Origin of the sequence: Bradyrhizobium sp. BWA-3-5, assembly GCF_032917985.1 — a bacterium.
Classification (GTDB): domain Bacteria; phylum Pseudomonadota; class Alphaproteobacteria; order Rhizobiales; family Xanthobacteraceae; genus Bradyrhizobium.
On sequence record NZ_CP136626.1, the window covers coordinates 477,466 to 491,917 of the forward strand.

Below are 14,452 nucleotides of genomic sequence, written 5' to 3' on the forward strand. Positions count from 1 at the left end.
CCAGTATACGCACTAATGTCGGCTGGGGAAGACTAGGATGAGTCGGGGCTTACGCCCCGACATTCTCGCCGAGATATTCGATCGCGGCCTCGGTTCCGCCCTTGCCGTGGGGGATGCCGAGCGCATTGAGGCCGACCTCGACGACCCCGAGCGTGCCGAGAATCATCGGCGCGTTGACGTGGCCCATATGGGCGATGCGGAAAGCCTGGCCGGAGAGATCGCCAATGCCGGTGCCGAGCACCACGCCGCATTTCTCCTTGCAGTAGCGCTGCAGCGCCAACGGATCGTGGCCTTTCATCGTCACCGTCGTCACGGTGTTGGAGCGCTCATTGGCCTCCGCGATATTGAAGCCGAGCACCTGGCCCTCACTCCACACCGCCACGGCGCGGCGCACCGCTTCGCCGAGCAGGCGATGGCGCAGATGCGCGTTTTCGAGGCCCTCCTCCTTGAGCATGTCGATCGCCTTGCGCAGCGCGAACAACAAATGCACCGGCGCGGTGCCGGCATATTTGCGGTAGTGCTCGGTGCCCTCGCGCTCGGTCCAGTCCCAATAGGGCGTGCGCAGACCGGCCTTCTTGTGCACCGCCTGCGCGCGCTCGTTGGCGGCGACGAAGCCGAGGCCGGGCGGCGTCATCAGGCCCTTCTGCGAGCCGGACATCGCGACATCGACGCCCCAGTTGTCCATCTCGAACGGCATGCAGCCGAGCGACGCGACGGTATCGACCATGAATAGTGCCGGGTGGCCGGTCGCCTTGATCGCCTTGCCGATCGCCTCGATGTCATTATAGGCGCCCGACGCGGTATCGACTTGCACGGCGACGATCGCCTTGATGCTGTGATCCTTGTCCTGCTTCAGCCGCGCCTCGACCTCGGCGGCGCGGATGGCGCGGCGCCAGTCGCCCTTGAGCACCTCGACCTCGGCGCCCATCGCCTTGGCGGCCTGGCCCCAGCCGATCGCAAAGCGTCCGCTCTCCAGCACCAGCATCTTGTCGCCGCGCGACAGCACGTTGGAGAGCGTCGCCTCCCAGGCGCCATGGCCGTTGGCGATGTAGATGTAGGACTTGCCCTTGGTGGCGAACAGTTTTGAGAGATCCTCGAGCAGGCTTTCGGTCAATTCCACCATCTGCGTCGAATAGATATCGAGCGCCGGGCGATGCATCGCCTGCAGCACCTCGTCGGGCATGGTGGTGGGCCCCGGGATGGCCAGAAATTCCCGGCCCGCGCGAACGGTCATTTGTTGATTTTCCTTAGTCGGTGGAACGCAAGGGAGCGGCATGGATCGAAGCTAGGGATACTATTGGATCGAGGCCGTCATTGCGAGCGCAGTGAAGCAATCCAGCGCTGCAAAATAGGTCAAATTGCACTCATTGCTCCGTTACTGATGGCATATGCAAGCCGGAGCATAATGAAATTGGATTTGATTGCGCCACGAAGTAGGTGCACTCCCTCTCCCGCTTGCGGGGGAGGGCTGGGGTGGGGGTGTCTCCGCGGGTGACGCTGCCCGCGCGGAGAGAGCCCCCACCCGGCGCCTCGCGCCGACCCCCCGCACGCGGGAGAGGTGAGGCACGTCTGCGGCCAACTTTCGAACCAAACATCATCAGTCTTTATTCCCCACTGTATGGGCGATTGCGCGCCAGATCTGATCCTTGAGCTCGGTCGCCGGCGGGCTCGGGATCGTCACCGCGGGCGCCTCGCGTTTCCTGCAGGCTTCGACCAGCCGCAGCACCCAGATCTCGCCGTCCGTATAATAGAGGTCGCCGCCGCCGTTCCGTCCCGCGATCGTGGGCCCGATGCCGGTGACCTGATATTTCGCTTCCACCATGCCGGCGTTTTCGAGGTCGGCCGCCAGCAGCGCGCGCTCGGCATCGAGATCGGGCGAGATGTGGTGCGTGACCGCGGCCGTATAGTGGCTGACGCCGACGCCGCGATCTTCCGTCGCCGCCCCGAGCCATACCGGGCGCTGCTCCGCGCCGCTTTCCAGCACTTTCCAGAACCGCACATGGTTACGGCGGTCGGCGCTGGTCCCGATCGGCTTTTCATAGGCGAGATCCTCGCGGCGGCCGAGGTAATAGAGATTGCTCACCGGCGCGTCCTTGTAGGGCCTGTCGAGCAGCACGCTGCCGATGATCTCGATCGAGGATTTCAGCGTGATCCGGTCGGCCGGATACCAGCCGGCTTGATGCATCGCGCAGACCACGTCGGCAGTGTCGCCGACCAGCCCGACATTCATGGGATCGCCGGGAATATCTTGCGCCGTGCGCGTGACCATCGGCATGTCGGCGAGCCCGCGCTGATGCTCGTAATGCGTCCAAATCCCCGGCAGCACCAGATAGGCGAGTAGGCTGTAGCCGCCGAGGATCACGAGTGTGAGCAACACGGCGCGACGCCATCCGCCGCGCCGCTGCCGCCGCAATCGCTTCTCGATGCGTTGATCGGGTGCCACTCCCTCTCCCCGTCCTTCACGGGGAGAGGGGCTCTCTCCGCGTATTCTGATGCCAATCGATAGACCTGTACCCCCTCACCCGCCACGCAAGAGCATGGCGACCTCTCCCCGCAAACGGGGAGAGGTTAAAAGAAGAACTATCGCCTTGTCTCTCTGCAACCCGCCGCTTCGGCTTCCTCGACCGAGCAGAACCAGCGCGTGCCCTTCGAAATCTTCATCTCGATCTTCGCATACCAGCGGCTGGTCGGCTGATGGTAGATACATTCGCCGGAGCGGTTGACGTTGCCCTTGATGGTGCAGTCGGGTGAGGGCGCGACCGGCCCGGATGCCGATGCCAGCAGAATCGCCTTGGCATTCTCCGGCGGCGTGACGGCGCCGAGGATCGCGGTCTTCTTGTTGCGGATGCGCCAGTCCCACGGCGCGATAAACGCGCCCTGCCACATCCCGGCCTTGGCCTCGCGCGCGGCCTTCTCGTCCGCTTCGTAGTCGCGCGAGATGCGCGTCAGCGCCAGGGCCCAGCCGTTCGACACCAGCCATTTCTGGATATCCTCGCCGTCGGCCTCGCAGCGCGCCACCACGCGGCCGCGCCGATCGGCGACTGGCCTTGTGTGGCAGGTCCAGCTCTTGGCCCCGAAGCGTTTCGTCAGCTCGTCGCGCGCGGCGGCACCGCAGGTCCAGCGCTCGCCCTTGGTGTTAAGGCAGAGCTGATCGGCGGATGGCGCGTCGATGCCGCCGAGGCGGATGCGGTGGTTGCCGATCTGCACATAATCGCCTTCGCGAATCTTCGGCACGCCGGTGATGTCTGCCGCCTGTGCAACGGTGGGAAGCGACAGCAGCAACAGGGTGGACAGCAATCTGCTAAAATTCATCGGCGGTCCCAGCGAAATGATGCGCACCAATCCGGCGGATTGTGCGGAGATTAGGCGCCGCTTGCCAGAGCAGCTGCGTCGCACCGCTTTCAACTTCCCGCGAGATGTCCCCCTCCCCTGGAGGGACCCCTCCATGGGAGGGTGAGCAAGCGCGTGTCACGCCTTATCTTCCGCCATTCTCCTTCTCGCCAACGCAAGCCCCATCAGCACGAAGGCCGACGTCACTTCCGGGCCGCCGACCAAAATCCGGGTCGGCGTCTTCATCTTGTTCCACTCATAGGCCTTGTACGGCCCATGCCTGCCGCCCTCGCCGAGGCTTGCCGTGATGCAGGCGAGCGCCGGCGCAAACGTCGAGACGTCGGCGCCGAGATGCGCCAGCGCCATCAGCGCAAGCGCCGCATCGAACGCGTTCATCTCGCGCGCGATCAGTTCGCCCTGGACATAGCCGAGCACGCGGCCGCGAATGAACTCGAACGCGTCGTCCGGATCGATTGCCTGCCGCGCCGCCGCAGACAATGCCATGAACGCGGCGTGGCAGCGGCCGAAATAGGCGGAGTAGAGTTCCGGCAAATAATAGATGTGCGAGCGCGGATTGGCGAAGGCATAGCTTTCGGCGAGCTTGCGCTGGAAGCCGAGGATGCGCCGCACCGTCTCCAGCCGCGCGGGCGTTTCGAGGATCTTCCAGCGGTTAAGGTTGCGAAACGAGACTTCGAGAATGTCGAGATTGAGGGTGGGATCGAGGTCGTTGCCGTAGGGCCGGTCGCCGGCGAGATTGTCGATCCAGGTGACGACGCCGCCCTCGTACTCGATGTTGTCGTTGAGCGGCACGGTGACGCGCGGCTCGTTGGCGCCTTCGCGCACCTGGTAGCCGCGATAGAAGTCGAGCAGCGGCTGGTCGAGGATCGGGTCTGTCGCGCCGGCCTGCGTCGCTGCCGAGATCGAGCATGCGGTGGTGTCGCAATCCGGTACGTAGATGCCGAAGCCGAGATCCTGCTTGATCTGGGCGAAGAAGCGCGAGAAGCGCGGATGCGGACCCGGCGCCAGCGCGGTAATGACGCGCACCGTCGAGCCGTCATGCGCGGGCACTTCCTCGACCGAGGTCTTCAGGCAGAAATCCACCATCTCCGAAATCGCGCGTCGCGATGCCGAGGCTTCGTCGCCCGCTGCCAGTCCGGTTTCGAGGTAGCTGAGGAGCGCCTCGGTGAAGAAGGCATCGTAATAGGCCGAGCGGTGTCGGATCTGCACCGGCTCCCACATCGGTTCGGCGATCCCTCGCCAGGCCGGGTTGATCAAAGCGCGCGCCGGCGAATGGGCGATGAAGATACGTGCCAGGCTAAACAGCAGCGTCGAATTCTTGTAGCCGCGCGAATTCAGCCCGGTCAGCGCCATCAGCATCTCGCGTCCGCCCATATCAGGGTCGCCGATCAGGTTGAACGCGGCATAGGTCGGGATGAAGCCGTTTTTGGCAAAGGACTGCAGCAGATGCTTCGCGCAGCGGCGGATCACCCGGTCGATCTCGCTCTTCCCGGGCGTCCGGCCGGGGGTGGTGACCGGCCCGGGCGCCGGATGGCGCACGCCGATATCAGCCATCAGCTCGGCGATCGGGGCGCCGACGGCGGCCCAGTCCGGTTCGGCATCGTCCCGTGCCCGCACCAGCGCCTCCCGCACGGCGCCGAGCCGCTTCTCGTCGCGCAGCGCCGGGTGCCCGGTGCGGCGGAGCAGCGGACGCAGCGCCGGATTACCCAGCGCGGTCCGATAGAACTTGCCGAGATGAGGGTCGCCGCCTTGGTATTTCAGCAGCACGGGGTCGCAGACGTCGTACAGGGACGGGCCATTCTTCCGGGCGGTCAGCGCGCGGAATGTGGCTCCGGCAATCGTAGAAAAACCCATGCAGTCTCTTTCCGCCGGAACGGTGAAGGGAGGGCTGCGTTAAGGCACGATCCGTAATACCCCGGAGGTTTCGGGGTATTCGGATCGGGCTCGATGGGGAGTCCCCGCAGCCATCGCCGGCGGATTGGGCCCGCAAGCCCTTGAAAACTATATAAATCCGTCAAGAAACACAAATGTGATGTAAATCACTTAGTAAAAATTTACCTTCCGCCAGTATCGGCGGCGGTCCGGAGGCATGCGTCAAAGGTGGTTGTTCGGGAGGGGCCGACAGGCTAAAAGCCCGCTTGTTGCGGTGCCGCAAATTGAGCGCAATTGGACGGCACACAGCTTGCAACCCCATCAAACCTGAACGGTCCTGACGCGACTAACTGGCGCGATCTTGTTTGGCGCTTTGGACAAACTTGGGAATGGAAACGCGATGAACCTCGGTCAGCTCCACATCTCCCGCCGCACCGCCACCATCGCTGTGGCCTTGATCGGTCTGGTGTCGCTGGCGATCGGCGCCCATGCGGCGCTGAACAAGCGTTCGCTCGACGCCGCCAAGGCGATCGGCACCGAGCAGACCGGCTCGATTGGCGCCGGCGCGAGCCGCGTGGCGCTCGTCATCGGCAATGGCCATTATCCGGACGCTTCGGCGCCGCTGTCGCAGCCGATCAACGACGCCCGCGGCCTCACCGCCGCCTTGCGGGCCAAGGGTTTTGACGTCGACGTGGTCGAGGATGCCACCAAGGACGACATGGCGCGCGCCATCGCCCGCCTGAAGACCAAGGTCAAGCCGGACACCGTCGCGATGCTGTTCTTCGGCGGCTATGGCGTGCAGGTCGGCCGCGAAAGCTTCATGATCCCCGTGGATGCCGCGATCTGGAAGGAAGCCGACGTCCGCCGCGATGGCGTCTCCATCGAGCAGGTGCTTGATACGATGACCGAGAAGGGCGCCAAGGCCAAGCTCGTCGTCGTCGACGCCTCCCGCCGCAATCCCTATGAGCGCCGCTTCCGCTCCTATTCGCACGGCCTCGCCCCGATCTCGACGCCGGAGAACGCGCTGATCCTGACCTCGGCGACGCCGGGCAAGGTCGCCGACGACGGCAAGGGCCAGTACAGCGTGCTGGTTACCGAGCTGCTCAACAATCTGGACTCGCAGGCCAGCGCCGCCAGCGCCTTCAACAAGACCCGCATCTCGATTTCCCGCGCCTCCGATGGCGAGCAGGTGCCGCAGGTCTCCTCGTCGCTGCTCGAAGACATCCATCTCGGCGGCTAAGCAAGCTTCATCCCATCGTCGTCCCTGCGAACGCAGGGACCCATACCGCGTGATCCATCGTGAGGGCGCGGTGACTGAGGCTTGGCGTTAATCATACGCGCTCTGTGCATCGGTGGGCCGAACGCCGGCCGCGGCGTATGGGCCCCTGCGTTCGCAGGACGACATCGTGGAGGTGGCGGCGGACTGATTCAAACAATCAGATCGCTGAGATCACGCCATTCCAGATTCTCGCGCTCGATCAGCTCGATCTTCCAGTCCCGCTTCCAGCGTTTGAATGTTTCTCCCGCGCAATCGCTTCATCGGCCCGTTCGAAAGCCTCCAGATAGACCAGCCGGTAAACGCCGTAGGTCTTGACGAACGAAGAGCCTTCGCCATTGCGATGCTGCTCCATCCGCTTCGCCAGCGAATTGGTCACGCCGATATACAGTGTCCCATAACGTCGGCTCGCGAGAATATAGACGTAGAACATATCCCACCGTCGCCCCTGCGAACGCAGGGGCCCATACCGCGTGATCTATCTTTGACACAGTAGCAGACGCTGTATCACACAACGAGGGCCGGTGGTTATGGGCCCCAGCGTTCGCAGGGGCGACGGCGGACTTGGGGCGTCCGCCACTTATTTCGCGTCGGCGCTGGCCATCACCGGGCGCACCGGATCGCCCTCGCGGAGCAGCGCGCCGGCGCGCGCCACCACGACGTCGCCTTCCTGCAGGCCGGAGGTGATCTCGACCTGGCCGGCCGACATCAGTCCGGTCTCCACGCGCCTTGTTTCGACGCGCGAGCGCCGCACCACCTGCACCACGGTGCCGGCGGTGCCGTAGAGGATCGCGGTCAGCGGCACCGCGACGCCGCAGCTCTGCCCGGTCTTGATCTGCGCGCGGCCGGATGAATTGACCAGCAGGCGGCGGTTGGTAGTGACGCCGACGAACACCTGCGCAAGCTGGCTGTTCGGCTCGACGGTGGTCGACAGACGCCGCACCTTGCCGTCGACTTCGCCGGCGCCGATCACCTTGATCCGCGCGGTCTGGTTCACCTGCAGTTTTGCGATATCGCGCGTCGGCACCATGCCGACCAGATCGAATTCGCCGCGCGCGATGATCGAGAACAGCGCCTCGCCCTTGCCGGAGGCCATCGCGCCGACGGAAGCGGTGGAAGCCGAGATCACCCCTGCGACCGGCGCCTGCACCGACATCTGTCCGCCCTCGGGCAGGTTCAGCTTCGCCAGCACTTGGCCCGCGCTGACGCTGTCGCCGGCGTCCACCATCACCTCGGCGACCTTCAGTCCCATTCGCTCGGGCCGCACCTGCGCCTCCTCGCGCGCAATGATGGTGCCCGAGACTTCGACGGTGTTGGCGAAGCAGGATTTCGCGACCTTGAGCACGGTCACCGCGGCACCCTTGGGTGCGGCGGGGTCGGCTTCGTCGGCGGCGCGCGAAACGGAAGCCGAAAGACAGACGAGGCCCACGGCGAAGAGGGCCGTGAGCTTCGGCGCAAGGTCGCGCGCGGCAAGGGCGGGCATCGATAATTCCTTCTCAAATTCAGGGCTTTGGATACCAGAAAGGCGGCGCTCGCGCCAAGCTTGATGAAGCCGATAGCGGCGGCGATTTGTTGCAGGCGCTCCACATTCCCGGTCTCTGATTTTGTCTTGGATGAGCGGGGAAATGTTCAATTTCGCGGGCGGGCACGCGTGCTGCGGCGGGTGGGCGTGGCCGCCGAAGTCTGCTGACACCATGCTGGCAGCAGGCCTTCGATAGAAAGAATGGCCGGCAGGGCTACCGGATTCCGGATTGGAGAACATAGCCATGACAATGCTGACCAACATACAGACGTCCGCCACCAGGCCATTTGCCTTGCGGGCTGCGGTTCGGCTGGCGCATCTGCGCCGTTGCATCAACCGTTCCTTCGCAGCGGTGATTGCGCGCCACGAGCGTCACGCCGCCCGCGCCGCCCTTTACCAACTCGACGACCGCACGCTTGCGGATCTCGGCATATGCCGCGCGCAGATCGAGGGCAATCTTGAAGATCTGGCGCAGACCCGCGCGCGAATGCAGCAACCGGGTTGGCATTGAGGCGGACGGGCGGCGGAGCGGTAGCGACTACTGCATCTTCTTGCGCCGCGCTGCGGCCGCCGTTGCATCCACGACGTTGTCGACCTCCTCGCGCCAGCGGATGATCTCCGCGGCGAGAATCGGATGGTTGAAGCCCTTGAGGTTCAGATCGTCGATCGGCCTTCCCTCGACCCACTGCTCGACCATGCCGTAGACGCGCCTGGACACCACGATCTGGTTGGCCTTTGCCTCGTCGCACAGACGCGAGGCGAGGTTGGTCACGCTGCCGATCGCGGCATATTCGAGCCGCTGCTCGAAACCGATCTGGCCGAGCGTGGCATAGCCGAGCGCGATGCCGATGCCGAAGCCGAGATTGTGGCCGCGGTTGCGCCATTTCTCGGTAAGGGCGCCGATGGTGTCGCGCATCTCGACCGACATCCGCACCGCACGCGCGGTGTGGTCGTCGAACTGGATCGGCGCGTTGAACAGGATCATCACGCCATCGCCGGCATAGCGGTCAAGCGTGCCTTCATACTTGAAGATAAGCTCGCCGAGCGCGGCGTGATATTCGCGCAGCACGTTCATCGCCTCTTCCGGCTCGGTGGTCTCGGTGAAGGCGGTGAAGCCGCGCAGGTCGCAGAACACGACCGTGACCTCGCGGCGGTGGCTGTCGAGCAGGCCCTCATGGCCGTCGGAGGAGGCGATCAACTGCGCCACCTGCGGCGCCAGGAAACGCTCCAGCCGCCGGATGCGCTCGATCTCGCCGAGCTGCGTTTCGACGCGCTCTTCCAGCGAGCGGTTCCAGTCGCGAAGCTGGTCGGTCTGGTCCTGCAGCTTGCTGGCCTGCCGGCGCACGACGTCGTTGGCGGCGAGCAATTCGCGGCTCTTTTGGTCCACCTCGGTGAACAGCCGCGCGTTGCGCATCGCCAGCACCGCCTGGTGCGCAAAGGTCTTCATCAGGCCGATCAGGTTGTCGGAGAATTCGCCCTCGTTCCGCCGCAGCACCACCAACGATCCCAAGATGCCGGTCTGGTCGACCAGCGGCACCAACAGCACCGAGTGGAAGCCGGCTTCGATCGCGACGTCGCGCAAGGGATGTTCGGCAACCGCGCCGACCTGGGGGATGGCGATCGGCTCGCCAGACGTGGCGGCTTCGCCGAGCGGGGAATTGTCGGCGTCGATGGCGCGGTGGCGGCCCTCGGCCGCCTTGTCGATGCCGATCGATTCGGTGAGCGAGAACTGGTGATTGCCGGCGTCATAGGTGTAGATCAGCACCGCGTCGGCATGGGTGATTTCGAGCGCGCGCGCGGCGACGGTGGGCAGCACCGCGTTGAGATCGAGCGAGGAGGCGACGGCGCGGCCGACCTCCTCGAGCACCTTGAGCTCGTTGATCGATTGCGCGAGGTCTCGCGTCCGTTCCTTCACCTTGGCTTCGAGGCCCGAATAGGTCTCGGCAAGCTGGCCGGCCATGCTGTTGAACTGGTGGGCAAGCTCTTCCAGCTCGTCCGAGGTTTTCACCTCGATGCGGTGGCCGAAATCGCCGGCGCCGAGCCGCCGCGCGCCGGCCTGCAGCGCCGTGATCGGCACCAGCATGCGGCGCGCCATGATGGTGCCGGCAATGATCGCGACCACGAGGCCGAGCGCGATCAGAAACGCGATCCGCACCAGCTGGTCGCGGATCGGCATCAGCGCCTGCGCCGTCGGCTGTTCGAAGAACACGTGCCAGCCGAGCTTCGGCACCACGCTTGATGTCGTCAGCACGGCATCGCCACGGACATCGGTGCCCGAAAGCGGCGCGACGCCGCCGGGCTTGCTGACGGCGGCGACCTGCGGCAGCGTGAGCAGGTTCTTGCCGATCTCCGGCCCGGTCGAGGACGTCGCCAGCACGTCGCCCCTGGCGTCCGTGACGTAGGCATAGGTCACCCTGCCGATCTGGGCGTCGATCAGGAACTCCGAGAGGAAATCGAGGTCGATCTCCGCCAGCGTGATGCTGCCGTCGGCATGCGACAGCACGATCGACATGAACGGGCGCTCCCCGCGGAAATAGGCCGGCGCGAAACTGGTGCGGCGTGCGGCGGTCTCGGTGATCCTGACATCCCGTGAGAAATCCGTGTTGCTGCCGGGCGTGATAATCTGGCGCGTCATGCGAAGCTGTTCGCGGCCCTGGTTGTTGAGGAACGAGAGTTGGCTCACCTGCGGCACCTGCCGCAGCAGTTGCGCATAATCCTCCCGGTGCTGCTCCAGCGTCAGGGCTTCATTGGATTTGGTAGCGCTCGCGCGCGTCACCCAGGAAATCTGCCGCTCCAGGTCGGCCATCGATTGCTGGATCCGCTTGGCGGTCGCCTCCGCCTTCTCGGACATGCCGTCGTTCAGCGAGCTCTTGATGCCGCGATAGGTGATCCAGATTTCCATCGCGCCGTTGACGGCCAGCACGAACACGACGAGCCCGACCAGCGCGACGACGTATTTGGCGAACAGGCCTTCGCGCAGAAACCAGACTCTGTCTTTGACCTCGCTCATCCGGACCCTCGGCGCCGCATCGGAGCGCGCGCATCGGTTTGTCGCTGGCGCCGCGCTGTCTCGGCAGCCCGGCGTGAGGCCTGTTTAGCACGAATTGGGAGACGGATTTGTGGGTCCGCCAACATGGTTAGCCCGGATTTTAGGCTGGAATCAGGGAAATTCAGCCGTAGCCCAACCTCGCCCCGCAAGGGCGAGGGGAGGGAGTAGGCGCATCAGCGGTTGAACAATTGCCGCAGCACCTCGTTCATCGGCTGGCTGTCCTCCTGCGCCGTCGTATCGCCCGGCGGCATGGGCGCGGCCGGCTCGGAGGGTGCGGCTTGCGCCGGGACCTGATCGGGCGGATTCGGACCGACGAGGCTGCGCTGGCCACCCGGACGTGCGCGGCCCTGGCCGGGACTTTGGCCCCCGCCGCCCTGGCCAAATCCGCTGAGGCCCTGCTGCAGGAGATTGCCGATGGTCTCGCCGAGCTGGCCGCCGAGCGGGTTGTTGGCCGGCGGCTGGCCGCCCGCGGCGCCCTGTCCGCCGGTCGTGCCGGGCTGTCCGCCGAGCAGGCTGCCGATCGCGGCGCCAAGCCCAGCGCCTTGCTCGCCGAACAGGCCTTTGCCCATTTCCTTCAGCTTCGCGTAGGCGGCTTCGGGATTGTCGAGGATGCCCTGCATCTCCGGATAGATCCGTGGGTTTCCCCACGGGCCCTCGATCATCACGGGGATGCCGAGCCCGACCGGATCGCCGGTGCGTCCCTGGCCTTCGGTGGTCAGCACCAGCTTCGGCTCGACGCGGAATCCGATCTGCTTGGTGTCGAGCGCGATGGTTCCGACGCCGGTCATCTTGACCAGCGGGCCGACGAGGTTGAGGTCGGTGGTTTGCGCCTGGCCCTTGTCGATCCTGAACGAGGCTGACAATTGCGAGAGGTCGGTCGCCTTCTCCTCGCTCTCCTGCCAGCCGGACAGTGGGCGCGCGGTCAGCGAACGGATCATTTGCGCGACGTTGAGCCCCTTGATCGCGCCGTCCTGGAACACGATGAAGGCGGTGCCCGCCATGTTCGACATGATCGCGCGCTGGCTGGTGCCGGAAGAGCGCACGCTGATCTTGGCCTGCATCCTGCCGTCGAGCCTGTCGAAATCCGCGAGGCCATGCAGCAGCGGCAACGCGCGCACGCCGGTAAGGTCGACGCCCATCGCATAGGTGGGCGTGGCGGCGGAGACGTCGACCGTCAGATCGCCGCTGGCGCTGCCTTCATAGGCGCCGAGGTTGGCAACGCGGGCCCTCAAAACGCCGCTTGCCAGCGTGGCGTCGATCGCGGCGCGCGCGAAACGCGCGTCGCCGATACTGAGTTCGGTCGCCGAAATGCGCGCCTGGATGTCAATATAGTTGAGACCATTGTTGTCGATCGTCGCGTTGCTCCAGGGCTGCCCCGACGTATTGCCGCTGCTTGTCGATGCGAGCGCGAGCTTCTGGAAGTCGAGATCGAGCTTGACCAGCGGCTTGCTCGACAGGTCGACCGAGGCCCAGCCGTTGAACGCCGCATCGCCGAGCGTACCGGTCACGCTGTTGATCATCACGATCGGACCGTTGAGGCGCGCTTCGGCCTTGGCCGTGAGCTGGGCCTCCAGGAGGCCTGGCGCGTCGATCTTGATCTCGGCCGGAATGTTCTGCCGCTCGACCGGCGCTGCCGGCAATGCTGCCTTGATATCGAATTTGAGCGGATTGCCGTTCTTGCGCGCGCTACCTGACAGGGCGACCTTGCGGTTGGCATCGACGACGATGTCGAGGTTGACGGTCTCGATCCTGTTCTCGACGCGGTCGCGCACATTGGAGAGCACGATGGTGCCGCCGCTGACGCTGATGTGCTCGATCGAAAAGGCCTCCGGCGCCTTGCCGGCGGCGGGCTTCGGGGTGGCGGCCGCATCCCTCACACGCTCGCGCCGCAGCGGCAGATTCACCACCGGACGAATGATGGCGAGCTCGGTGATGTGCGGCTTGCCTGCCCATAGGCTCGCAAGCGTCACGTCCGCTTCGATGCTCGCGGCAGCGAAGCGGCGGTTGATGTCGCTGTCCTTCGGATTTTGCAGCGTGACATCGTTCAGCGTGACGTTGAGCGACGGCCACAGCCCGATCCTGGCGCCGCCATTGATGGTGAGCTTGTAGCCGGTCTCGCGCTCGACGCGCTCGGCGATTTCGTTCTTCAGGAAACCCGAGGGGATGCCGATCGCCAGCGTCAGCGCGATGATGACGATCACGGCAACGATGACGGCGCCGACAATTTTCAGTGCTTTCATATCGATATTCCAGGCCGCGCAAAACGGCACTTATTTCGGGGGTGCAACCCGCGGGCGCAACCGCTCAGGCAAGTTTATCCCGGAAAGGGAGGAGGACCCAGCACCCAAAAATATTCCGGGGGTGCTGCATTGTTATGTGACTTATGACACACTCACCATCAGGGGAATCCTGCTAACGGCGCATTCGGGGGAAGGTAATTCGATCCGGAAGGCAATACGATGAGTAAACAGGCCGAATTTGCGGTCATTTTGAAAATGAACCCGATGTTTGCCGATTTGGGCGCCGACGAATTGCAGCGCATCTCCGGCCTTTGCCACACCCAGCAGCTCGGCGTCGGCGAAATGTTGTTTCAGAAGGGCGATCCCGGTGATGCCCTCTATGGCGTGCGGCGCGGACAGATCCGGATCGAGACCGGCGCCTCCGACGGCAGCCGCCTGACGCTGAACTTCATGGGGTCCGGCGATCTCTTCGGCGAGGTCGCGGTGCTCGATGGCCAGGAGCGCACCGCGGACGCGACTGCGGGCGAGCCCACGGAACTGTTCGTGCTCCGGCGCGAGGATTTCCTCGCCTTCCTGGAACGCGAGCCGAAGGTTGCAATCAAGATCATCATGCTGCTATGCCAGCGCATCCGCTGGCAAAGCGAGCGGATGGAGGAATCGGTGCTGCAGCCGCTGCCGGTGCGCCTGGCGCGACGGCTCTGCGCGCTCGCTTCCGATTTCGGCTCCGAGGTGCACATCTCGCAGGAACAGCTCGGCGTCTTCGTCGGCGCCGCCCGCGAAAGCGTCAACCGTCAACTGCAGCTCTGGCGCAAGGACGGCATTTTGGACCTGCAGCGGGGACGGATATTGCTGCAGAACATGACCAAGCTGACGGCGGTCGCACGGAACGAGTAGGACGCAAAAGTAATGTAGCCCGGTTGAGCGAAGCGATATCCGGGGCCGATCTTGCAAATTCCCGGATGTCGCTTCGCTCATCCGGGCTACGATTGCACAATCTTGCGCGGTTGCGGACGAATCAGTTCATCCGTCGAGCCCCAGCTCGTAACCCATGCTTTCACTTCATCCAGCGGAACGGCCAGCCGCGTTCGTTTGAATCATCATAACGACGGCGGTCCTCCCCGACATCGAGAATTTCCGACATCTTG

The 14,452-nt window shown here is 64.7% G+C and carries 10 protein-coding genes and 1 pseudogene; 3 read left to right on the forward strand and 8 right to left on the reverse strand.

What is annotated here, in order from left to right; all coding sequences use genetic code 11:
• Positions 1-49: 49 nt before the first annotated feature.
• The 4 genes from RX331_RS02300 to RX331_RS02315 all read right to left on the reverse strand — a co-directional run bounded on the left by RX331_RS02300 (position 50) and on the right by RX331_RS02315 (position 5,202).
• A complete protein-coding gene (locus RX331_RS02300) occupies positions 50-1,234 on the reverse strand; it encodes a pyridoxal-phosphate-dependent aminotransferase family protein (protein WP_317255054.1) in 1,185 nt (394 codons plus the stop codon).
• A gap of 363 nt (positions 1,235-1,597) precedes the next feature.
• Positions 1,598-2,443, reverse strand: a complete 846-nt coding sequence (locus RX331_RS02305; RefSeq protein WP_317255055.1) for an LssY C-terminal domain-containing protein — start codon at positions 2,441-2,443, stop codon at positions 1,598-1,600.
• A gap of 137 nt (positions 2,444-2,580) precedes the next feature.
• On the reverse strand, positions 2,581-3,312 hold the full coding sequence (locus tag RX331_RS02310; protein WP_317255056.1) for a thermonuclease family protein: 732 nt from the start codon (positions 3,310-3,312) through the stop codon (positions 2,581-2,583).
• Between the two features lie 156 nt (positions 3,313-3,468).
• Positions 3,469-5,202: a hypothetical protein gene (locus RX331_RS02315; protein ID WP_317255057.1), complete on the reverse strand. Its 1,734-nt coding sequence runs from the start codon at positions 5,200-5,202 to the stop codon at positions 3,469-3,471.
• A 418-nt stretch (positions 5,203-5,620) separates the two neighbouring features.
• Here RX331_RS02315 and RX331_RS02320 point away from each other — a divergent pair, with 418 nt between their 5' ends.
• Positions 5,621-6,460 carry a caspase family protein gene (locus RX331_RS02320; protein WP_317255058.1) on the forward strand — a complete coding sequence of 280 codons (840 nt, stop codon included), beginning with the start codon at positions 5,621-5,623 and terminating at the stop codon, positions 6,458-6,460.
• 188 nt (positions 6,461-6,648) lie between these two features.
• On the opposite strand, the pseudogene RX331_RS02325 reads toward RX331_RS02320, so the two are convergent.
• Together RX331_RS02325 and RX331_RS02330 are read right to left on the reverse strand one after the other, a co-directional pair.
• Positions 6,649-6,929 (reverse strand): annotated as a pseudogene (locus tag RX331_RS02325) (GIY-YIG nuclease family protein).
• Positions 6,930-7,076: 147 nt separating this feature from the next.
• On the reverse strand, positions 7,077-7,979 hold the full coding sequence (locus RX331_RS02330; RefSeq protein ID WP_317255059.1) for an efflux RND transporter periplasmic adaptor subunit: 903 nt from the start codon (positions 7,977-7,979) through the stop codon (positions 7,077-7,079).
• Positions 7,980-8,268: 289 nt separating this feature from the next.
• On the opposite strand from RX331_RS02330, the gene RX331_RS38660 reads away from it, so the two are divergent.
• Positions 8,269-8,529 (forward strand): DUF1127 domain-containing protein, encoded by a 261-nt coding sequence (locus RX331_RS38660; RefSeq protein WP_410708354.1) that lies wholly within the window; start codon positions 8,269-8,271, stop codon positions 8,527-8,529.
• Positions 8,530-8,556: 27 nt separating this feature from the next.
• On the opposite strand, the gene RX331_RS02340 is transcribed toward RX331_RS38660, so the two are convergent.
• Together RX331_RS02340 and RX331_RS02345 are read right to left on the reverse strand one after the other, a co-directional pair.
• Positions 8,557-11,028, reverse strand: a complete 2,472-nt coding sequence (locus tag RX331_RS02340; RefSeq protein WP_317255061.1) for an adenylate/guanylate cyclase domain-containing protein — start codon at positions 11,026-11,028, stop codon at positions 8,557-8,559.
• Positions 11,029-11,240: 212 nt separating this feature from the next.
• Entirely contained in the window at positions 11,241-13,307 is a 2,067-nt protein-coding gene (locus RX331_RS02345; protein WP_317255062.1) for an AsmA family protein, read from the reverse strand.
• Positions 13,308-13,526: 219 nt separating this feature from the next.
• Between RX331_RS02345 and RX331_RS02350 the strand changes: the two genes are divergently transcribed.
• Positions 13,527-14,201 (forward strand): Crp/Fnr family transcriptional regulator, encoded by a 675-nt coding sequence (locus RX331_RS02350; protein ID WP_317255063.1) that lies wholly within the window; start codon positions 13,527-13,529, stop codon positions 14,199-14,201.
• Positions 14,202-14,452 lie beyond the last annotated feature (251 nt).

Excerpts from the sequence above, each read along its gene's own strand:
- RX331_RS02310 (WP_317255056.1), bottom strand. The coding sequence starts at position 3,312 with ATGAATTTTAGCAGATTGCTGTCCACCCTGTTGCTGCTGTCGCTTCCC.
- RX331_RS02320 (WP_317255058.1), top strand. The coding sequence starts at position 5,621 with ATGAACCTCGGTCAGCTCCACATCTCCCGCCGCACCGCCACCATCGCT.
- RX331_RS02350 (WP_317255063.1), top strand. The coding sequence starts at position 13,527 with ATGAGTAAACAGGCCGAATTTGCGGTCATTTTGAAAATGAACCCGATG.
- RX331_RS02315 (WP_317255057.1), bottom strand. The coding sequence starts at position 5,202 with ATGGGTTTTTCTACGATTGCCGGAGCCACATTCCGCGCGCTGACCGCC.
- RX331_RS38660 (WP_410708354.1), top strand. The coding sequence starts at position 8,269 with ATGCTGACCAACATACAGACGTCCGCCACCAGGCCATTTGCCTTGCGG.
- RX331_RS02340 (WP_317255061.1), bottom strand. The coding sequence starts at position 11,028 with ATGAGCGAGGTCAAAGACAGAGTCTGGTTTCTGCGCGAAGGCCTGTTC.
- RX331_RS02300 (WP_317255054.1), bottom strand. The coding sequence starts at position 1,234 with ATGACCGTTCGCGCGGGCCGGGAATTTCTGGCCATCCCGGGGCCCACC.
- RX331_RS02330 (WP_317255059.1), bottom strand. The coding sequence starts at position 7,979 with ATGCCCGCCCTTGCCGCGCGCGACCTTGCGCCGAAGCTCACGGCCCTC.
- RX331_RS02345 (WP_317255062.1), bottom strand. The coding sequence starts at position 13,307 with ATGAAAGCACTGAAAATTGTCGGCGCCGTCATCGTTGCCGTGATCGTC.